Source organism: Notoacmeibacter marinus, from assembly GCF_002238045.1.
Taxonomy (GTDB): domain Bacteria; phylum Pseudomonadota; class Alphaproteobacteria; order Rhizobiales; family Rhizobiaceae; genus Notoacmeibacter; species Notoacmeibacter marinus.
Genome location: NZ_NBYO01000003.1, coordinates 358603 through 377021 on the forward strand (window position 1 = coordinate 358603; position 18419 = coordinate 377021).

The 18419-nt window shown below is 61.8% G+C and carries 21 protein-coding genes and 2 tRNA genes; 13 read left to right on the forward strand and 10 right to left on the reverse strand.

The features are described from left to right. Nucleotides 1-77: 77 nt before the first annotated feature. From B7H23_RS14035 to B7H23_RS14060, 6 genes are all read right to left on the reverse strand, one after another. Nucleotides 78-154 (reverse strand) — tRNA-Arg (locus tag B7H23_RS14035). Nucleotides 155-184: 30 nt separating this feature from the next. After that, on the reverse strand, nt 185-490 hold the full coding sequence (locus tag B7H23_RS14040; RefSeq protein WP_094078073.1) for an ETC complex I subunit: 306 nt from the start codon (nt 488-490) through the stop codon (nt 185-187). Between the two features lie 67 nt (nt 491-557). Continuing rightward, nucleotides 558-634 (reverse strand) — tRNA-Pro (locus B7H23_RS14045). Between the two features lie 45 nt (nt 635-679). Next, entirely contained in the window at nt 680-1408 is a 729-nt protein-coding gene (locus B7H23_RS14050; protein ID WP_240535118.1) for a P-loop NTPase family protein, read from the reverse strand. Between the two features lie 9 nt (nt 1409-1417). Further along, nucleotides 1418-2581 carry an AI-2E family transporter gene (locus tag B7H23_RS14055; protein ID WP_094078407.1) on the reverse strand — a complete coding sequence of 388 codons (1164 nt, stop codon included), beginning with the start codon at nt 2579-2581 and terminating at the stop codon, nt 1418-1420. Between the two features lie 4 nt (nt 2582-2585). Then, entirely contained in the window at nt 2586-3122 is a 537-nt protein-coding gene (locus tag B7H23_RS14060) for a CDP-alcohol phosphatidyltransferase family protein (RefSeq protein WP_094078408.1), read from the reverse strand. A gap of 144 nt (nt 3123-3266) precedes the next feature. On the opposite strand from B7H23_RS14060, the gene purM reads away from it, so the two are divergent. The 6 genes from purM to B7H23_RS14090 all read left to right on the forward strand — a co-directional run bounded on the left by purM (nt 3267) and on the right by B7H23_RS14090 (nt 7859). Continuing rightward, nucleotides 3267-4337, forward strand: a complete 1071-nt coding sequence (gene purM / locus B7H23_RS14065; protein WP_094078074.1) for a phosphoribosylformylglycinamidine cyclo-ligase — start codon at nt 3267-3269, stop codon at nt 4335-4337. Then, nucleotides 4334-5020 (forward strand): phosphoribosylglycinamide formyltransferase, encoded by a 687-nt coding sequence (purN, locus tag B7H23_RS14070; RefSeq protein WP_094078075.1) that lies wholly within the window; start codon nt 4334-4336, stop codon nt 5018-5020. Before purM ends, purN begins: the two co-directional genes overlap by 4 nt. Next, nucleotides 5017-5859, forward strand: a complete 843-nt coding sequence (locus tag B7H23_RS14075) for a 23S rRNA (adenine(2030)-N(6))-methyltransferase RlmJ (RefSeq protein ID WP_094078076.1) — start codon at nt 5017-5019, stop codon at nt 5857-5859. Before purN ends, B7H23_RS14075 begins: the two co-directional genes overlap by 4 nt. 156 nt (nt 5860-6015) lie before the next feature. Next, on the forward strand, nt 6016-6468 hold the full coding sequence (locus B7H23_RS14080; protein WP_240535119.1) for a hypothetical protein: 453 nt from the start codon (nt 6016-6018) through the stop codon (nt 6466-6468). A 2-nt stretch (nt 6469-6470) separates the two neighbouring features. Continuing rightward, entirely contained in the window at nt 6471-7247 is a 777-nt protein-coding gene (locus B7H23_RS14085; protein ID WP_158215845.1) for a ribonuclease T2 family protein, read from the forward strand. Between the two features lie 18 nt (nt 7248-7265). After that, nucleotides 7266-7859, forward strand: a complete 594-nt coding sequence (locus tag B7H23_RS14090) for a glutathione S-transferase family protein (RefSeq protein ID WP_094078078.1) — start codon at nt 7266-7268, stop codon at nt 7857-7859. Between the two features lie 104 nt (nt 7860-7963). Here B7H23_RS14090 and B7H23_RS14095 read toward each other — a convergent pair whose 3' ends face one another. Next, a complete protein-coding gene (locus tag B7H23_RS14095; protein WP_240535120.1) occupies nt 7964-8617 on the reverse strand; it encodes an outer membrane protein in 654 nt (217 codons plus the stop codon). Between the two features lie 330 nt (nt 8618-8947). On the opposite strand from B7H23_RS14095, the gene B7H23_RS14100 reads away from it, so the two are divergent. Next, the gene (locus B7H23_RS14100; RefSeq protein ID WP_094078079.1) at nt 8948-9901 is read left to right on the forward strand and encodes a calcium/sodium antiporter; all 954 of its coding nucleotides are present in this window, start codon (nt 8948-8950) and stop codon (nt 9899-9901) included. A gap of 6 nt (nt 9902-9907) precedes the next feature. Here the strand turns inward: B7H23_RS14100 and B7H23_RS14105 are convergent, their stop codons facing one another. Then, entirely contained in the window at nt 9908-10678 is a 771-nt protein-coding gene (locus tag B7H23_RS14105; RefSeq protein ID WP_094078080.1) for an SDR family NAD(P)-dependent oxidoreductase, read from the reverse strand. Between the two features lie 105 nt (nt 10679-10783). On the opposite strand from B7H23_RS14105, the gene uvrC reads away from it, so the two are divergent. The 5 genes from uvrC (at nt 10784) to ung (ending at nt 15042) form a co-directional block, all read left to right on the forward strand. Further along, nucleotides 10784-12928: an excinuclease ABC subunit UvrC gene (gene uvrC, locus B7H23_RS14110; RefSeq protein WP_094078081.1), complete on the forward strand. Its 2145-nt coding sequence runs from the start codon at nt 10784-10786 to the stop codon at nt 12926-12928. A 117-nt stretch (nt 12929-13045) separates the two neighbouring features. After that, entirely contained in the window at nt 13046-13606 is a 561-nt protein-coding gene (gene pgsA, locus B7H23_RS14115; protein WP_094078082.1) for a CDP-diacylglycerol--glycerol-3-phosphate 3-phosphatidyltransferase, read from the forward strand. A 9-nt stretch (nt 13607-13615) separates the two neighbouring features. After that, nucleotides 13616-13870 (forward strand): molybdopterin converting factor subunit 1, encoded by a 255-nt coding sequence (gene moaD, locus B7H23_RS14120; RefSeq protein ID WP_094078083.1) that lies wholly within the window; start codon nt 13616-13618, stop codon nt 13868-13870. 3 nt (nt 13871-13873) lie between these two features. Beyond that, on the forward strand, nt 13874-14350 hold the full coding sequence (locus tag B7H23_RS14125; protein ID WP_094078084.1) for a molybdenum cofactor biosynthesis protein MoaE: 477 nt from the start codon (nt 13874-13876) through the stop codon (nt 14348-14350). Next, on the forward strand, nt 14347-15042 hold the full coding sequence (ung, locus tag B7H23_RS14130; RefSeq protein WP_094078085.1) for a uracil-DNA glycosylase: 696 nt from the start codon (nt 14347-14349) through the stop codon (nt 15040-15042). Before B7H23_RS14125 ends, ung begins: the two co-directional genes overlap by 4 nt. Here the strand turns inward: ung and trhA are convergent. Both trhA and ndk read right to left on the reverse strand, forming a co-directional pair. Further along, nucleotides 15039-15683 (reverse strand): PAQR family membrane homeostasis protein TrhA, encoded by a 645-nt coding sequence (gene trhA, locus B7H23_RS14135; RefSeq protein WP_094078086.1) that lies wholly within the window; start codon nt 15681-15683, stop codon nt 15039-15041. The genes ung and trhA overlap by 4 nt on opposite strands. A gap of 252 nt (nt 15684-15935) precedes the next feature. Beyond that, nucleotides 15936-16358, reverse strand: a complete 423-nt coding sequence (gene ndk, locus B7H23_RS14140) for a nucleoside-diphosphate kinase (RefSeq protein WP_094078087.1) — start codon at nt 16356-16358, stop codon at nt 15936-15938. Between the two features lie 127 nt (nt 16359-16485). Between ndk and B7H23_RS14145 the strand changes: the two genes are divergently transcribed. Further along, entirely contained in the window at nt 16486-18366 is a 1881-nt protein-coding gene (locus B7H23_RS14145) for an ABC-F family ATP-binding cassette domain-containing protein (RefSeq protein ID WP_094078088.1), read from the forward strand. The last annotated feature ends 53 nt before the right edge of the window (nt 18367-18419 follow it).

Here is an 18419-nt window from a genome sequence, read left to right on the forward strand (position 1 = left end):
ACACTCGATTTCCCAAACCTCGGACCTATTTAAAAGAAACGACAGAAATCGATTGGAAACAGTGACTTATGCCGATTTGGCGACCCCTGCAGGATTCGAACCTGCGACCATCGGCTTAGAAGGCCGGTGCTCTATCCAGCTGAGCTAAGGGGCCAATGGTGACTGGCGTCCGGCAAACGTCGGCTCAGTGCGTCCAGGGCGTCTTGCGATCGTAGCGGAAATTGTCGGCGTAGGAAATCGTGCGGCGGGTCTGTTCCTTCGGCTCGAACACGCGGTAGGCAAGCCCTTCGCGCTTGGCGAAGGCGATCGCTTCGTCCTTGGTGTCGAACCAGAGCCGGACCTGGCTCGTCATGTCGGAGGACGAGGTGTAGCCCATCAGCGGATCGATGGCGCGCCGCTCCTGCGGTTCGAACTCCAGCAGCCAGCGGCCGGTCTTGGCCCGTCCGGACTGCATGGCCGTCTTGGCGGGACTGTAGATGCGCGCGCTCATCTTTGGCCTCCATTCGCCTCGGCAAAGCCGGGCGCGACCCGGTTGCCGACATCACTTCCTACGGCGATGGTCGGAGCGGCAGGATTCGAACCTGCGACCCTCTGGTCCCAAACCAGATGCGCTACCAGGCTGCGCTACGCTCCGGGCCGTTGCCGTTCGGGTGCGACATGGCCCGTTTCACCGCCACTGTCAATCGGCGTCGGGCTCTTCTTCGCCGCTTTGCTGCAGCGCCCGCAGCACATCGGCTGCCAGAGGCCGTGTCACGGCGGCTCGGTTTGCGAAAGCCCGCCGGTCGATCGCATCCACCAGCCGGCGCGCCTCCGACAGGGATCGCTTCATGCGCGGAATGAGATAGGCCGTCACAACCGGATCGATGCCGATCTGACGGTCGGAAAAGAGCTTGGCGAGAACCGCTTCCAGCAGCGCATCGTCCGGTGGATCGATAGACGCCAGAGCGACCGACCGAAGCCGGGAAATGAGGTCCGGCAGAGTAATCGGCCAGTTGGCCGGGGTGGCGCGCGCTGTAACGAGCAGGAACCCACCGCCCTGCCGCACAGCGTTCATCAGGTGAAACAGGCCCGTCTGGTCGAACGCGCCGCCGTCGATATCCTCGATCAGTATCGAGCCGCCCCGCATCGCCGCTTCGATCGCTTCGTTGCCAATGGCCCCGGCGGTGATGGCGCGCGCCGATGTGCGATCTTGCCAGATCGCCGCCAGATGCGACTTTCCACTACCCTCCGGCCCATGGATGACGGCAACAGGAGCCAGCCAGTTCGGCCAGGAATCGATCAGCGCGACCGCAGCCCGATTGGTGGACGTTGCAACCAGATCATCGCGGCTCAGCGCTGGATCGCGCGTCAGATCCAGCAGCAGCTGTTCCGGCGGCGTCTTTCGAATGTCTTCGTTCGAATCACTCATGACACCGTTCTAGGACGTTCCCTTTGTGGCGTCATAAAGATGCGACTGCCGATAGCGTTCAAGCAGGAAGCGGACGATCACGCCGACCGCCGCTGCCGCGGGGACGGCGACCAGAAGACCGATGAATCCAAAAAGCGCGCCGAAGGCGAATAGTGCGAACATCAGCCAGACGGGATGCAGGCCGACCTTTCCGCCGACCAGTTTCGGTTGCAGAATGTTGCCCTCGATAAACTGGCCGGAAAAGAAAACGGCTAGCGTTGCCGCAATCCACAAGAAGTCTGGCCAGAACTGCACAAGCGCCACTCCAAGTGCGACGACAAGGCCGATGGTCGAGCCGATATAGGGGATGAAACTGATCAGGCCGGCGCCCAAACCGATCAGAAGCCCGAAATTCAGACCGACCAGTGTCAGTCCGATTGCGTAATAGATGCCGAGAATGAGGCAGACGGAGCCCTGCCCCCGAATGAAGCCGGCCACCGCCCTGTCGACATCGCGGGCGATGGCGCGAACCGTATCGACATGGCGGCGGGGCACATGGGCGTCGATGGACGCGATCATCCGGTCCCAGTCGATCAGCATGTAAAAGGCCACGACCGGCGCGATCACGAACAGGCCCGCTATGTCGACGAGCGCCGCGCCCGAATTCCAGACCGATTCCAGAAACGAAGCCAGGAAGCCCGATCCCTGCGACAGAGCCTGGTTCAAGCCGTCTTCCAATGTCGACCTGTCGACGCCGAAAACCCGCTCCAGCCAAGCCGGTCCGTAAGAGGTAATCATAGTCTGAAGGTTGGACAGCAGTTGCGGCAGACGCTCCACGAAACCGGAAAGCTGATTGGCCAGAACCGGAAGAACCAGCACGAAACCCAGTGCCAGAAGGGCGATCGCAAGGATGAGAATCACAATGGCGGCCAAGGTGCGCGACAGGCCGCGCCGCTCCAGCATATCGGCGACGGGATCCAGGAAATAGGCAAGCAGCATGCCGACCACGAATGGCATCAAGACCGAGCGGAAGACCCACAGCATCAGAAGAGCCGCAAGCGCCATGCCACCCCAGAACAGAACCCGACGGCGCCACAAAGCGCTGTCGCCGACGCCGTTCGCGGCCTCGGGTTCTGATTGCGTCTGCGGAACCTGGCGTTCGGGCAGGTTGTGCGGCGGCCCGGTCTCGGTCATGGCGTCACGCGGCCTCATGCATATGGCGGAACCAGAGCAAGGCATAGGCTGCCGCCGAACTGACCGTCAAGAATCCACAGAGCAGCACCAGCAATGTCAGTATAACGGGTATCGAAATGAGGCCGGCACCCTGCGCCAGAACGGCAGCCGCCAGAACGATCTGAATGGCGGTATTGAATTTGGACAGAAGAATCGGATGAATGGTGATGGGCGAGCCCATTTCTCGCGCCAGCACGACCCCACCCAGGATGCCGATATCGCGAAAGACGACGATCACCACGAGCCACATCGGCAGGGCGCCAACGAGCCCCAGAACAATAAATGTCGATGACAGCAGAAGCTTGTCGGCGATCGGATCGAGATAGGCGCCGATGGTGCTCTGCTGATTCCATAACCGCGCCAGCGCGCCATCCACGGCATCGGATAGGCCAGCGACCACGAAGCCGGCAAGCGCCATGCCCCAATGGCCGGCCATGAGCGACCAGACGACCAATGGCACCAGGACGAGGCGAAACAAGGTGATCAGGTTCGGGATCGTCAACGCGCGATTCACTCCTTGAGAAACAACACACACCTAGGTGTTTCCTCAGGCGAAGGCAAAGCCGGCCTCTGGCACCTTGCTGACGACTTTCTTTCATGCCAATTGCCGGTGTGCTTCCGCCAACCGAACGATCGACATTGCCAAATGAATGATTCACCGGAAAACCGTATGAGCTACGCCGATGCCGGCGTCGATATCGACGAAGGCAACGCGCTTGTCGAACGGATCAAGCCGATGGTCCGTTCGACCGCCCGCCTTGGCGCAGATTCGGAAATCGGCGGTTTCGGCGGGCTGTTCGACCTGAAGGCCGCGGGCTTTTCCGATCCGATTCTGGTCGCTGCGAATGACGGGGTCGGAACCAAGCTCAAGGTCGCCATCGAAACCGGGCGACACGACACGGTCGGCATCGATCTGGTCGCGATGTGCGTCAACGATCTTATCGTGCAGGGAGCGGAGCCGCTTCTGTTTTTGGACTATTTCGCCACAGGCAAACTGTCGGTCGATCAGGGTGCGGCCATCGTTTCAGGCATTGCGGAAGGGTGCCGACAGGCCGGCTGCGCGCTGATCGGCGGCGAGACCGCCGAAATGCCCGGCATGTATGCCGGCGAGGATTACGACCTGGCCGGCTTTGCCGTGGGCGCGGCCGAGCGCGGAACGCTGCTACCGAGCAGCGATATCGCGACGGGCGACGTCATCGTGGGGCTGCCATCTTCCGGTCTGCATTCCAATGGGTTCTCCCTGGTCCGACGGATCGTCGCGATGGAAGGGCTGGCCTGGGATGCTGCCGCGCCGTTCTCGCCTTCGACCAGCCTTGGCGAAGCGCTGCTGGAGCCGACGAAAATCTACGTCAAACCGCTGCTCGCGGCGATTCGAGCAACCGGCGCGATCAAAGCGATGGCTCACATCACCGGAGGCGGTTTCACCGAGAACATCCCGCGCGTGCTGCCTGACGATCTGGCCGCAACAATTGATCTGGACGCCATCACACCGCCGCCGGTCTTCTCCTGGCTGTCGAAAGCCGGAAACATTGCCGATGAGGAAATGCTGCGGACCTTCAATTGCGGGATCGGCATGGTCGTCATCGTTGCCGCGGATGAAGCCGATACCGTTCGGGCCAGCCTCGCCGACGCCGGGCAGGACACCGTCACCATCGGATCGGTTGCCGGAAAGGGCAAAGGTACGGATGTTCGCTATGAAGGCGCACTCTTCGCATGAAAACCGAACCGAAGCGTGTGGTCGTACTGATCTCCGGCCGGGGCTCCAATATGCGCGCGCTGGTCGGTGCGGCGCTCGACCCGGCCTATCCCGCACGGATCGCCGGCGTCATCTCCAACCGGGCGGACGCACCCGGCCTCGCAGTCGCCGAGGATTTCGGCATTCCGACGCAAACCATCTCACACAAGGATTTCGACGACCGCGCCAGCCATGACGAGGCGATCAGCGCCGCGATCGAGGAAGCAGGAGCGGACTTTGTCTGTCTTGCCGGCTATATGCGCCTGCTGACGGCAGAGTTCGTCAACCGCTGGGAAGGCCGGCTGATCAATATCCACCCTGCCCTCCTGCCAAGCTTCAAGGGCGTCGACACCCATGCCCGCGCCATCGCCGCCGGTGTGCGTGTGCATGGCGCCACGGTTCATTTCGTGACTGAGGACATGGACGATGGGCCGATCATCGCGCAGGGCGCCCTGTCCGTCGAACTGAACGAGACCGAAGCGACATTGGCGGCCCGTGTTCTGAAGATCGAGCACCATCTCTATCCCCTTGCGCTGCGACTGCTTGCGGAAGGCAAGGTGGGAATGCGCGATGGCGCGACGTTCTATAACGGCATGAGCGCAACCGATGAAGAGGCGATGCGCTCGTTTATCGGCGGTCCGTCGGATGCACCTGTTCAGCCGTGAATTACCGCCACGTCTTCCACGCCGGAAATTTCGCCGACATCCTGAAACATATCGTCCTGGCGCGTTGCATCGAACACTTGAAGCGCAAGGACAAGGCCTTTCGAATCATCGACACCCATGCGGGGATCGGGCTCTACGATCTGTCGTCCGACCAAGCGCAGCGGACTGGCGAATGGCGTGACGGAATCGGCCGGATCACGAAGGAAGAGTTTTCAGCGGATGTCGCCGGGCTTATCGCGCCGTTTCTGAACGCCGTCGGCGCCGTCAATGACAATGGTGTAATGACTGCCTATCCCGGCTCGCCCATGGTCAGCCGTTTTCTGATGCGCCCGCAGGACCGGCTGAGCGCGATCGAGCTCCACCCCAAGGATAGCCAGGCTTTGAAAGCGCGGTTCGCGGGCGATTGGCAGGTCCGTATCATCGAACTGGACGGTTGGCTGGCGCTCGGCGCCCATGTTCCGCCCAAGGAGAAACGCGGGCTGGTGCTAGTCGATCCGCCCTTCGAGCAACCGGGCGAATTCGACCGTATGATCGATGGGGTTGCCAAGGCCGTCAAGCGCTGGCGTGGCGGCACCTACGCCCTTTGGTATCCGATCAAGGACCGCCCCGCCGTGGAACAGTTCAGAAGACGGTTGGCGGAAGGCGGCTTCGGCGAAGGTCTCGATATTTCTCTTCTTATCCGCGAGCCATCGGCTTCGCCGCCCCGCCTCGACGGTTGCGGCATGGCCGTCATCAATCCGCCCTATACGCTCGCCGGCGATATGGCGACGATCCTACCGGAGATCGGACGTCTCCTCTCGGAAGACGGCAAAGCCCGCTGCGCCATCCAGCCATTCTGAGCGACGTGGTGGAAGTGCCACGGCCCGGCAATTAGCAGGCGGTGGCGATCGGCCAGGTATCGTTTCGGGGCTTGATCGGCTGGGCGCGTTGGCGCAAACCGGTCGACAAGGTCTTTTCGCCCCAATACACCAACGTCTTCCGGGAGCCGGATTCACATGTTCCGCCACATCGTCGCCTCAACCGCGCTCACCGTGCTTATGTTCTTCGGCTCCGGCGCCGTGTCCCACGCCGCTGACATGCTGCGCCTTTATGAGGACAACCAGGATTGTGCCGACGACCGCGTTCTCAAAGGCGTATCTCGGCAGATCGACTATCAGAGCCGCCGTGTGCCCGGTGTGCCGCAAGTCGACATTGTGGATTATTACGCCATCCACCAGAACGATTTCCTGCCTGAAGCGTATAAGCGGCCCATAGCCCGACGCTACTGCCAGGCAAGCGCAGCCCTCTCCAATGGCGAGACGCGAACCGTCTGGTATCTGATCGAATACGGCCAGGGCTTTGCTGGCGCGCTTGGCGACAATGTCGAAGCCTGCATGCAGGGTTTCGACGAGTGGAACGTCTATGATGAAGCCTGCCGGGTGGTCAGAAGCGGCGTCGGCCGGAATTAGGCGTGCGGTTTCGGAGCAAACGGCTTCTGGCTCTACTGGTTCTCGGCGGCCTGGCGTTGGCCGGCCTCGTTCCCTACCAGTTTTTCGAAGACGAACTCGCGACCTTCGTTCAGGGTGGCGAATCCTCGTTGGAAGGGCCTTCTTCGACCTCGGCGGAAGCCAGGACGCCCGATGATCTGCGTTCGACCACCGGCGATCGCGATCTGCCGAGGCCGAGCGATGAATTTGATTTCTGGGTGCTCGCCCTATCCTGGTCGCCCAGCTACTGCGCCTCCGAGGGCGAGCGGGCCAATCGCCGCCAGTGTGGCCAGGGCGGCCCCAAGGGCTTCGTCGTGCATGGCCTGTGGCCGCAATATCGCGGTGGCCGCTACCCGAGCGATTGCCCTTCATCCGAACCCGGCCGCGTGTCGCAGCAGGTCTATGCCGGCATCCGCGACCTGATTCCGACCATCGGGCTCGCAGGGCATGAATGGCGCAAGCACGGCACCTGCACCGGCCTCAGCCAGACCGACTATTTCCGTATGACGCGTGCTGCCTACGAGAAAGTTCGAATGCCGACCAATCTTGCTGGCGGCGCGGTTTCGCCCGCTAAAGCCGAGGAGGCGTTTGTCCGGGTGAATCGCGGCCTCGAACACAATGGTCTCGCCGTCACCTGCGACCGGCGCTATCTGCGCGATGTCCGTATCTGCCTGGACAAGGCGCTGAACTTCATCGCCTGCCCTGCCGTGGACCGCCGCGCCTGCAATCTGAAACAGCCACTTATGCCGAACCGGCGGTAGTTGCTAAAAGGAAACGCCATGCCACGCCTGCTCTATTCCGATCCGTCGCCCTATAGCGCGAAAGCCCGCATGGGATTGACGCTCGCCAATATCGCATACGAAAGCGTGCCGACCGATACCAGTGCCGAGCCGGCGGAACTGATGGGGTCCAACCCACTCGGAAAGATTCCTGTCCTCATTCTGGACGATGGTCGCACCATCTTCGATTCGGGCGTGATCCTTCGCTATGCCGACCGGATGAGCGGCAATGGCGTGTTTCCCTTGGAGCCCGATGCGCGGCTGGAAGCAGAGACGATGGAAAGCCTGGCGAACGGCATTTGCGACGCGCTCGTCGCTATGGTCTATGAGCGACGCTACCGCCCAGAGGAGAAGGTTCATCAGGACTGGATCGACAGGCAGATTGGCAAAGCGGAACGCGGTTTCGCGCATTTCGAAGGCGATGTTCCATCCTTGGAAAATGGGCTTCATGGCGGCCATATCGCGCTGCGCTCCGCAATTGGATATGCGAAGCTACGGAAGCCGGACATTCTGCAGGGTTGCCCCAAGCTGGGCGAATGGGCCGATGGGTTCGATTCCGCCCGGCCGGATCTCGCCGCGCTTTTGCCCAAATAGATCTCTGCGACAGGGCCACCGGCGCAGGGGAATAAAGAGACGCAGTTAAAAGAAAAGCCCGGCCAATGACCGGGCTTTTCTGCATTTCGAACCGAAATCGGCGATCAGAACTTGAAGCCGATACCCGCGCCGACGCGGTGGTTGTCGATGTCGACATCCTGTGCGCCCGAACCGGTGTTGAACGACTTGTCCATATAGTCGGTGTAGCGATATTCGCCGCGAGCGAAAATCTGCTCGGTGATCTTCACATCGGCACCCGCGCCGACGGTATAGCCGATCACAGTGTTGCTATCCTTGCCCGCCCCATCAGAGACTTCGGCATCGGCTGCGGCCACACCGCCCGTACCATAGACCAGAACGCGATCGTTCGGCGCATAGCCGAGACGGGCGCGAAGCGAGCCGTCGACACCGGTTTCAACGTCCGTGCCGCCCTCATCGCCATTCATGGCGTTGTAGCCGACATCGGCCTCGGCACCGTAAACGATGTTGCCGCTCTGGCGCTGGTAACCGGCAAACGCCGCACCGCCGAAGGTGTCGCTGTCCACGCCCGGCAGACCGTTGTCGCGGTCGGCCTTGCTGTGATTATAGTTGCCCATGGCGCCAACGTAACCACCGTCCCAGCCCATGACCGGCGCCTCTTCGACGTAGACGGCAGGTGCTTCGGGGACGACATCGATGGCATCGGCAGCCTGAGCGACGCCAGAAAAGGCGACAAGGCTAACGCCGGAGAGGGCGGCGAATACGAAATTTTTCATCATACTATACTCATTCTTGTTGTTTGCGCCGTCGTATGGGGGAGCGATCGGCGCTCACGTTTCGAACGGTAGGCAACGGCCGTGCATCGACTCGGTTCCAGACCCGTTCACGAAAAAGAATTTGCGCTTCGAATGCGGAGAAAGACCAGCGACGAAGTGAAGATTTTCCGGCAGAAATGAGGCGTCGGCCGCCGTTGCCCCTATGCAACAGATTGATTGCAAGTCGGTCGCGACCAACATGTTGCACTGCAATGTCGCGATGGTGTGCGCCGGGGGTCTGGTGCCGGTTTCGCCGCAATCTATATGCGACTTACCAATTCGTAGGACACATTCATGCTCATCAGCTACGTTTCGCTCCTTGGCGGATTCGTCCTTCTCATCATAGGCGGCGACACACTTATCAAAGGCGCGGTCGGCCTTGCGGAACGTTTCGCCGTTCCCCCGCTCATCATCGGACTGACCATCGTGGCATTCGGCACGAGTGCGCCGGAACTGTTCGTATCTCTCGATGCGGTCTTCGCCAATCAGCCGGGTCTGGCCGTCGGCAATGTCGTGGGCTCCAATATCGCCAATGTCCTGCTCGTTATCGGTATACCCGCATTGATCTCGACGATGTCGCCCACCGAACGTGGCGTGCGGCGGAACGTCTTCGCCATGCTGGTGGCAACGGCCCTCTTCATGGCGATGATGGGCTTTCAGGGCGAGTTGACGCGGGTGTCGGGCGGCATTCTCTTTGCCCTGCTGATCGCCTATCTGGTCTGGCAGTTCGTCAATGCCCGCAGCAACAATGTGGCGCCCACCTTTCTGGATGAGGAGGAAGTCGACGCCAAAGGCCAAAGCGGCCTCGGAATCGGTCTGCGGATTGTGGCCGGCCTGATCTGTTTGCCACTGGGCGCGGAACTGACCGTCACCGGAGCTAGCTCCATCGCCAGTTCGTGGGGCGTTCCGGAAACCATTATCGGCCTGGCGATCGTCGGCATCGGCACGTCCCTGCCTGAGTTGGCAACCAGTATCACTGCAGCCTGGCGTGGTCATGGCGCCGTCGCGTTCGGCAATGTCGTCGGATCGAACCTGTTCAACATTCTGTCGATCATGGGACTGACGGCGCTGATCGTGCCATTCGACGTCGATCAGCGAATTATCGATGTCGATATGTGGGTAATGGCCGCCGCTGCCATCGTCCTGGCGATCGTTGTCTTTGGCCGCATCAGGATGGGCAAGGCGCTCGGCGCGGTGCTGACAACCGCCTTCATCGTCTATCTGTACACCTTGTTCGCGTGGAACTGAGCGCCTTCAGGCAATCGAGGCACCGCCATCGGCCTGGATCACCTGGCCGTTAATATAGCCAGCGCCGTCCGAGAGCAGATAACAGGCCAATGCCGCTACTTCGTCCGGTCGTCCCATCCGGCCGGCCAAACCATTCTGTTCGTCGACCGCCGCCTTTTCACTGGCGCTGAGGCCCCAACGCTCGGTCCAGCCCGTATCGATAGGACCCGGCGCTATGGCGTTGCATCTGATCGTCGGGGCGTAGCGGCGTGCTACCGAGCGCGTCAGGCCGATTACGGCGACTTGCGCGGGATTATAGGCGAACGCTTTTGGATCGCCGCGCAGCGAGTCGCTCGACGAAAAATTGACGATGGCGCCGCCCTTCCCCTTCATCAGGCCGACGGATTCGCGAATGGTGAGAAACGAACCGATAAGATCGACATCGAAGACCGCCCGCAGATCGGCCGGCGTCAGTTCCGCCGGGTCGGCGTCCCAAAGGTCCTGCGACCAGAAGGAGGCGTTGTTGACGAGATAGTCCAGGCCTTCGCCTTTGCGCGCAATCTCTGAGAACACACCCTTCACCGCGCTTTCGTCCGTCAGGTCGAGTTGCCGCACCTCGACGCCAACCTCCTGAGCGAACGTCTCCTGAAGGCGACGCACCGGCTTTTCATCATTGTGGTAAGTCAGCCAGAGGTCGCACCCCCTCCGCGCGAGTTGCCGGGCGATTTCCTGACCGACGCCGCTCGATGCACCCGTGACGACCGCCACACGGCCTGCCATATCCCTGTCCGCCGTCATCTGCTCTCCGTCCCGCCGCCTGCATCGATCCGCATGGCAGTAATCTGATGATGAAAAATCCGCCAGGGCTCAACATCTCGCCCGGAAAGTTCCAAATATAGTGATATGAGCGAAACGCGAATCATCAAGGCCCGCCGCAACCGGAAGCGGAAAGAGCCGCTGGTCCCGGGCGAGGATCGGGATCTCGGTGCCCGTGTGCGCGAACTTGTCGACGAAACAGAGACGACCCGGGCTGACGAAAAATGGCAGCCGGGCGATATTGTTTCCGAAAGCCAGGCGACCGAAACGGATCGCAACGCCATCGAAACGCTTCTGAAGGATATCTCCTGGGACAATCTTTCCAGCGCTGAGGCCGCCGGCCAGACCGGCGCTGCGGCCATCGCCGTCTATGTCAAGCATTTGCCAAACCGTTCCGGCGTCTACCGGATGCTGAACAGGGACGGCGATGTCCTCTATGTCGGCAAGGCGCGCAGCCTGAAGAAGCGGGTCGCGAACTACGCCCAAGGTCGCGCCCATGCCGGCCGCCTGACGCGGATGATCGCCGAAACCCATTCGATGGATTTCATCGTCACCCGCACCGAAACCGAAGCGCTGCTGCTGGAAGCGAATCTGATCAAGCGCTTGCGGCCGCGCTTTAATGTCCTGCTGCGGGACGACAAAAGCTTTCCGTATATCGTTCTGACGACCGATCATGAGGCGCCCGGCATTTTCAAGCACCGGGGCGCGCGTTCGAAGCATCGCGATTATTACGGCCCCTTCGCCTCCGCCGGAGCCGTGACGCGGACGGTCAACGCCCTGCAGAAAGCCTTTCTGATCCGCTCCTGCTCGGACAGCGTCTATGCCAGCCGGACGCGCCCCTGTCTGCTCTATCAGATCAAGCGCTGCGCCGCCCCGTGCACCGGCGAGATCGGCGAAGAGGATTATCGGAAACTCGTGAGAGACGCCGGCAACTTTCTGTCCGGCCGGTCCAATGCGGTCACCAAGCGCATGGCCGACGAGATGAACGAAGCGGCGGGCGATCTCGATTTCGAGCGTGCCGCGCTTTTCCGCGACCGGCTGTCGTCGCTGTCCCACGTGCAGAGCCATCAGGGCATCAATGTGCGCGGCGTGGAAGAGGCAGATATCTTCGCCATCCACCAGGAAGGCGGACAGAACTGCATCGAGGTCTTCTTCTTCCGCACCGGCCAGAACTGGGGCAACCGCGCCTATTTCCCGAAAGCCGATTCGACGTTGGAAGAAGGCGACGTGCTGGGTGCATTTCTCTCGCAGTTCTATGACGACAAGCCCGTGCCCCGGCAGATCCTCCTCTCCCATGCGGTGGAAGATCAGGATCTTCTGGCCGAAGCGCTTTGCATCAAGGCCAGCCGCAAGGTCACGATCGCCGTGCCGGCGCGCGGCGAGAAGCGCGATCTGGTCGGCCGCGCCTTGCAGAATGCCCGCGAAGCCCTCGGCCGACGCCTTGCCGAAACCTCGGCCCAAGGCAAATTGCTGGCCGGGCTGGCCGAAACCTTCGGCCTCGACAAGCCGCCGCGCCGCGTCGAGGTGTTCGACAATTCGCACATCATGGGAACAAATGCGGTCGGCGCGATGATCGTCGCCGGGCCGGACGGGTTCGCCAAGAGCAGCTATCGCAAGTTCAACATCAAGAACCCGGACACCAATCCGGGCGACGATTTCGCCATGATGTCCGAAGTCATGCAGCGCCGATTTTCCCGACTGCTGAAGGAGCAGGGCAAGCCGAGCGAGGTCGAAGGCGACGCCGCGAAAGACGATGATGCCTTTCCCGACTGGCCGGACCTGCTGCTGATCGATGGCGGGCGGGGCCAGATCAGCGCCGTGATGAAGATTCTTCGGGAACTGGGTGTCGAAGACGACGTCGCGGTGATCGGCGTCGCCAAGGGCCAGGATCGTGACGCCGGGCGCGAACGTTTCGTCATCGAGGGCCGGGCGGAATTTTCGCTGCCGCCGCGCGACCCGGTTCTCTATTTCATCCAGCGCCTGCGCGACGAGGCGCACCGCTTTGCTATCGGCAGTCACCGCGCCAAGCGGAAGGCCAATTTCACGAAGAACCCGCTCGACGAGATCGGCGGAATCGGCCCTTCGCGTAAGCGCGCACTCCTTCAGCATTTCGGCACGGCTAAAGCGGTTTCGCGGGCCGCCCTGCGCGATCTGATGGCGGTCGACGGCATTTCAGAATCCATGGCCCGGCAGATCTACGATCATTTCCACGAGGGTGGCGATAGCGGCTAACAACAAGTTCATGCCCGATAGCGCTTGACGGTAGCGGCCAAAGCCCGACTTGGCTAAGAACGAAGCTGGTTCCGGACGACGGTGAGTAATATTCGCAGCGCCTACAATATTCCAAACATGCTGACCTATGCACGCATTCTGGCGGTGCCTGCGGTCGCGATCTGCTTTTTCGTCGAGGGCCGGCTGCATTCGTCGGACACGGCACGCTGGTGGGCGCTCGGCATCTTCGTTGCCGCCGCCATCACCGACTTTCTGGACGGCTATCTGGCGCGACGGCTCGGGCAAAGTTCGAATATCGGCAAGATGCTGGACCCCATCGCCGACAAGTTGCTTGTCGCGACGGCACTGCTTCTGCTCGCCGCCGATACCGACAAGACGATCCAGGGATGGAGCCTTTGGGCAGCAATCATCATTCTGTGCCGCGAAATCCTCATCGCCGGTCTGCGTGAATATCTGGCCGGTCTGAAGGTTTCAGTGCCGGTTTCGCGGCTCGCCAAATGGAAGACGACCGCGCAACTGGTCGCCATCGGGTTCCTGCTGGCAGGCCCGGCAGGCGACAAGGTCTTTCCTTACACGACCGAGACCGGTCTCGTCCTGCTCTGGATTTCGGCCATCGTTACCCTGATTACCGGTTGGGATTATTTCCGCGCCGGGCTCAAACATGTCGTCGAGGAATAAGAGGCTGCGATGGTAAAGCTCGTTTATTTCGCATGGGTGCGCGAGCGGATCGGTAAGAGTTCCGAGGAGATCGAACTGCCCGCTTCAGTCGAGACCGTCTCCGACCTTCTCGACCATATGGCGACGCGCGGCGAAGCCTATGCCGAACTGATGCAGCACCGGAACGCCATCCGCGTAGCGATCGACCAGGAACACGCCAATCATGACGAACGGATCGGCGATGCATCGGAGATTGCGCTCTTTCCGCCCATGACGGGCGGCTGACGAATGGACCGGACGGCAAGCCAGATCGTCATCCGCATCCAGGCTGATGATTTCGATGGCGAATCGGAAATCGCCGCCCTGATCGGCGGCCGGGCCGACATTGGCGCCGTCGTCGCCTTCACCGGCCTTTGCCGGGCGGATGGCGACGATCTGGCCGCGCTGGAACTGGAGCACTATCCCGGCATGGCAGAAGCGGAAATTCGCCGGATCGCCGAGGAAGCATGCCAGCGCTGGCCGCTCCACGGCATTCTCGCCATCCATCGCCATGGTCGGATCGCGCCCGGTGAGCGGATCGTCCTGGTCGCCGCCGCCTCGTCCCACCGGCAGGCAGCGTTCGACGGGGCCAATTTCGTGATGGACTTCCTGAAGACCGAAGCACCCTTCTGGAAGAAGGAGCACCGGACGGACGGAACGTCCGGCGACTGGGTATCGGCCAAGGATGCCGATGACGAAGCAAGGAAACGCTGGGCCGAGTCATGAGCGACGACATTCGTCTCGAAGACAGCTGGAAGTCGGCCTTGGGCGAGGAGTTCGCCAGCCCCTATATGGCCGTACTCAAATCCTTTCTGAAAACGGAATATGCCAATGGGCAGGTCGTCTTCCCGAAAGGATCGGACTATTTCCGCGCCCTCGATCTCACGCCGCTTGACGATGTCAAAGTCGTGATCCTCGGACAGGATCCCTATCATGGCGATGGGCAGGCGCATGGTCTCTGCTTTTCCGTGCAGCCAGATGTTCGCATCCCGCCCTCGCTCGTCAATATCTACAAGGAGATGGAAAGCGACCTTGGCATTGCGCCGGCGCGCCATGGCTTCCTGGAAAGCTGGGCCAAACAGGGCGTCCTGCTGCTGAACAGCGTGCTAACCGTGCGGCGCGGCGAAGCGGCGTCGCATCGCGGACAGGGCTGGGAGCGTTTTACGGATGCGGTCATTCGCCGAGTCAACACGCTCGATCATCCGGTCGTCTTCATGCTCTGGGGGTCGTATGCGCAAAAGAAGGCAAGCCTCGTCGACGCCGACCGACACCTTGTCCTGAAGGCCCCTCACCCCTCGCCGCTTTCGGCGCATAACGGCTTCTTCGGATGCCGGCACTTCTCCAAGGCCAACGCCTTTCTGGAGAAGAACGGTATGGAGCCCATCGACTGGCAGGTGCCGGAAGGCGCGCCGGCCTAGCCGATCATGTTGGTCGTGCCATGCGCAACGGCGATGAAATGGCAGACCGCGCCGGCAACAACGAAGCTGTGCCAGACCACATTGTTGAATTTCAGGCTTTCCCAGACGTGGAAGACCACGCCGACCGAGTAACAGACACCGCCTATGAAGATCATGGCTGTGACGAAGGTCGGCAGCACCAGCAGCATCTGGCCGATCAGCACGATTCCGCACCAGCTGAGCGCCAGATAGAGCGCGGGGTCCCAGCGGCGGTAATCGCCCGCGAAGATGAGCTTGGAAGCAACGCCGGCGAGTGCACCCGTCCAGATCACCGCCAGAATGACATAGGCGAGCGTCGTGCCCATCAGCACCACGAGAGGGGTGTATGTGCCGGCGATCATGACGAAGATGGCCGCCTGGTCGAAACGGCGCAGCAGCACCTTCGCCCCATGCCAGGGCGTCAGATTATAGGCTGCGGAACAGGCGAACATGGCGAAAAGGCCGGCGCCGTAGATCGACAGCGCCACCGTCATGCTGCCGGAGATTTGACCGGCGGTCAGCGCCAGAAGGAGCGTCACCGCGACGGCGCTGGCGATCATGGCGAGCGTATGAACGACACCATCGGCGTAGATTTCAGCGGCCGTGAAATTTGGAAACGACACAGGCGCCTCCCTTCCCGAGTTGATCCTCCGGGTGGCGCGCCGCAGGCGATCCGCCCCGCTCCCAATAGGATTGAGTATCCGTGACAACGTTATGACAACAGGTTAACGGCAATCCGCCAGCTGTCGAGTGGGCGCGAGCGCAGATCGAATAGCGCAATGCGATGAATCGTTTCCAAGCAGATCGCAATGTCGTGAATCAAAAAGGCCGGCACAAGAGGCCGGCCCTTTATCGTTTGTTACGCCTCGGCTCTATCAGCCGACAATGTCCTTCTCGGCGAACCAGAAGGCGATCTCTTCCTTCGCGGTTTCCGGCGCGTCGGAACCGTGGACCGAGTTCTCGCCGATCGACTGGGCGAACGCCTTGCGGATCGTGCCTTCGTCGGCATCGACCGGGTTGGTGGCGCCCATCACTTCGCGGTTCTTTGCAATAGCGTTCTCACCTTCCAGCACCTGCACGACGGTCGGGCCGGACGCCATGAACTCGGTCAGTTCGCCGAAGAAGGGGCGTTCCTTGTGGACGGCGTAGAAGGCTTCGGCCTCGCGCTGGCTCATATGGACGCGCTTGGACGCCACGACGCGCAGGCCGGCATCCTCCAGCATCTTGGTGATGGCGCCGGTCAGGTTGCGCTTGGTCGCGTCCGGCTTGATCATGGAAAAGGTGCGTTCGATAGCCATGGAATTCCTCTGGTCGAATTTTCGGGAAAGAATGTTCGGCGCGCTTCTAGCCGAACCGACAGGTCTTTGAAAGAGCGAACGGCAAGCCCTTGCCTAGCAGCCCGTCCCGCGCCACAAGGGCCGCACCATGCTCACCATATCCGACCTTTCGCTCCGCATCGCCGGACGCCTTCTACTCGACCATGCCGACCTTTCGCTGCCGACCGGCGCGAAAGCGGGCCTTGTCGGGCGGAACGGCGCTGGCAAGACCACGCTGTTTCGGGCCATTCGGGGCGAAATGCCGTCCGAAAGCGGGCGCATCGACCTGCCGAAGGGCGCACGGATCGGCGGCGTCAGCCAGGAGGTGCCGGGTACGGACGAGGCGCTGCTCGACATCGTGCTGAAGGCCGATACGGAGCGCGCCGCGCTCATGGCGGAATCGGAAACGGCGACCGATCCGATGCGGATCGCCGACATCCAGACCCGTCTGGTCGACATCGACGCCCATTCCGCCGAGGCGCGCGCCGCCGCCATCCTCTCCGGCCTCGGTTTCGACCAGGACGCCCAGTTGCGCCCGGCCAGAAGCTTTTCGGGCGGCTGGCGAATGCGCGTCGCGCTCGCCGCCGTACTGTTCAGCCAACCCGATCTTCTGCTGCTCGACGAGCCGACCAACTATCTCGATCTGGAAGGCACGCTGTGGCTGGAAAACTATCTTGCGCGCTACCCGCACACCGTGCTGCTCATCAGCCATGATCGCGACCTGCTGAACCGCGCGGTCTCCTCCATCGTCCATCTGGAGGGCAAGAAGCTCACCTTCTGGCGCGGCGGCTACGACCAGTTCGCCCGCCAGCGCGCCGAAAAGGCCGAACTCGCGGCCAAGGCCGCCGAAAAGCAGGATGCCCGCAAGAAGGAATTGCAGGCCTTCGTCGACCGCTTCCGCGCCAAGGCCTCCAAGGCGCGCCAGGCGCAGAGCCGCTTGAAGATGCTGGAGAAGATGGACGCGATCGACATGCCCGTCGATGAGCATGTCGCGCCGTTCCGCTTCGCCGAGCCGCAGAAGGAGGTCGCCTCCCCCGCCATCCGGCTGGAGGAAACCGCCGTCGGTTACGAGCCGGGCAAGCTGATCCTCAAGGGGCTGAATCTTCGAATCGACGCGGACGACCGGATCGCGCTGCTCGGCGCTAACGGCAATGGCAAATCCACCTTCGCCAAGCTGCTGGCCGACCGGCTCAAGGCCGAAGAAGGGAAGATGACCGTCGCGCCGAAGCTGAAGGTCGCCATGTTCGCCCAGCACCAGATGGACGATCTGCACCCGAACGAAAGCGCCATCGAGCATGTGCGCGCGCTGATGCCGCAGGCGCCGGAAGCGAAGGTTCGCGCGCGGGTGGCGCAGATGGGCCTGCCGACCGAGAAGATGATGACCGCCGCCAAGGACCTGTCCGGCGGCGAGAAGGCGCGGCTTCTGATGGGGCTCGCGACCTTCGAGGGGCCGAACCTGCTCATCCTCGACGAGCCGACGAACCATCTGGACATCGACAGCCGCCGCGCGCTGACCGATGCGCTCAACGCCTTTTCCGGCGCGGTGATCCTGATCAGCCACGACCGCAGCCTGGTCGAAAGCACCGCCGACCGGCTCTGGCTCGTCCATGGCGGCTCTGTGGCGCCCTATGAGGGCGACATGGAGGATTACAAATCGCTGATCCTGTCGCTCAACCGGACCAGCAAGGGCGACAAGTCGAAGCCCAGCCAGTCGAAGGCCGAGATCCGGCGCGATGCGGCCAGGAAGCGCGAGGAGATGAAGACGCTCGCCAAAAAGATCAAGGAATTCGAATCCTTGATGGGCAACGCTCAGAAACGGATTCAGGCGATTGAAGCGGAGCTTGCGGATGGCGACATCTACGAAAACGACCCCGCCCGCGCGACGAAGCTCGCCAAGGAGCGCAGCGACGCATCCGTAAAGCTCGCGGAGACTGAAGCGGCCTGGGTCGAAGCGAGCGAAGCGTATGAGGGGGCGGTCAAGGACGTTTGATTTTGTCGAAGGCGAAAAGCAACAGAAACACCAGCAGGAAAATACCAACCGCT

What these genes read in the sequence shown, in the direction of transcription:
- B7H23_RS14040 (WP_094078073.1), bottom strand. Translation starts at nt 490, where the DNA reads ATGAGCGCGCGCATCTACAGTCCCGCCAAGACGGCCATGCAGTCCGGA.
- B7H23_RS14050 (WP_240535118.1), bottom strand. Translation starts at nt 1,408, where the DNA reads ATGAGTGATTCGAACGAAGACATTCGAAAGACGCCGCCGGAACAGCTG.
- B7H23_RS14055 (WP_094078407.1), bottom strand. Translation starts at nt 2,581, where the DNA reads ATGACCGAGACCGGGCCGCCGCACAACCTGCCCGAACGCCAGGTTCCG.
- purM (WP_094078074.1), top strand. Translation starts at nt 3,267, where the DNA reads ATGAATGATTCACCGGAAAACCGTATGAGCTACGCCGATGCCGGCGTC.
- purN (WP_094078075.1), top strand. Translation starts at nt 4,334, where the DNA reads ATGAAAACCGAACCGAAGCGTGTGGTCGTACTGATCTCCGGCCGGGGC.
- B7H23_RS14080 (WP_240535119.1), top strand. Translation starts at nt 6,016, where the DNA reads ATGTTCCGCCACATCGTCGCCTCAACCGCGCTCACCGTGCTTATGTTC.
- B7H23_RS14090 (WP_094078078.1), top strand. Translation starts at nt 7,266, where the DNA reads ATGCCACGCCTGCTCTATTCCGATCCGTCGCCCTATAGCGCGAAAGCC.
- B7H23_RS14095 (WP_240535120.1), bottom strand. Translation starts at nt 8,617, where the DNA reads ATGATGAAAAATTTCGTATTCGCCGCCCTCTCCGGCGTTAGCCTTGTC.
- B7H23_RS14100 (WP_094078079.1), top strand. Translation starts at nt 8,948, where the DNA reads ATGCTCATCAGCTACGTTTCGCTCCTTGGCGGATTCGTCCTTCTCATC.
- B7H23_RS14105 (WP_094078080.1), bottom strand. Translation starts at nt 10,678, where the DNA reads ATGACGGCGGACAGGGATATGGCAGGCCGTGTGGCGGTCGTCACGGGT.
- uvrC (WP_094078081.1), top strand. Translation starts at nt 10,784, where the DNA reads ATGAGCGAAACGCGAATCATCAAGGCCCGCCGCAACCGGAAGCGGAAA.
- pgsA (WP_094078082.1), top strand. Translation starts at nt 13,046, where the DNA reads ATGCTGACCTATGCACGCATTCTGGCGGTGCCTGCGGTCGCGATCTGC.
- moaD (WP_094078083.1), top strand. Translation starts at nt 13,616, where the DNA reads ATGGTAAAGCTCGTTTATTTCGCATGGGTGCGCGAGCGGATCGGTAAG.
- B7H23_RS14125 (WP_094078084.1), top strand. Translation starts at nt 13,874, where the DNA reads ATGGACCGGACGGCAAGCCAGATCGTCATCCGCATCCAGGCTGATGAT.
- ung (WP_094078085.1), top strand. Translation starts at nt 14,347, where the DNA reads ATGAGCGACGACATTCGTCTCGAAGACAGCTGGAAGTCGGCCTTGGGC.
- ndk (WP_094078087.1), bottom strand. Translation starts at nt 16,358, where the DNA reads ATGGCTATCGAACGCACCTTTTCCATGATCAAGCCGGACGCGACCAAG.
- B7H23_RS14145 (WP_094078088.1), top strand. Translation starts at nt 16,486, where the DNA reads ATGCTCACCATATCCGACCTTTCGCTCCGCATCGCCGGACGCCTTCTA.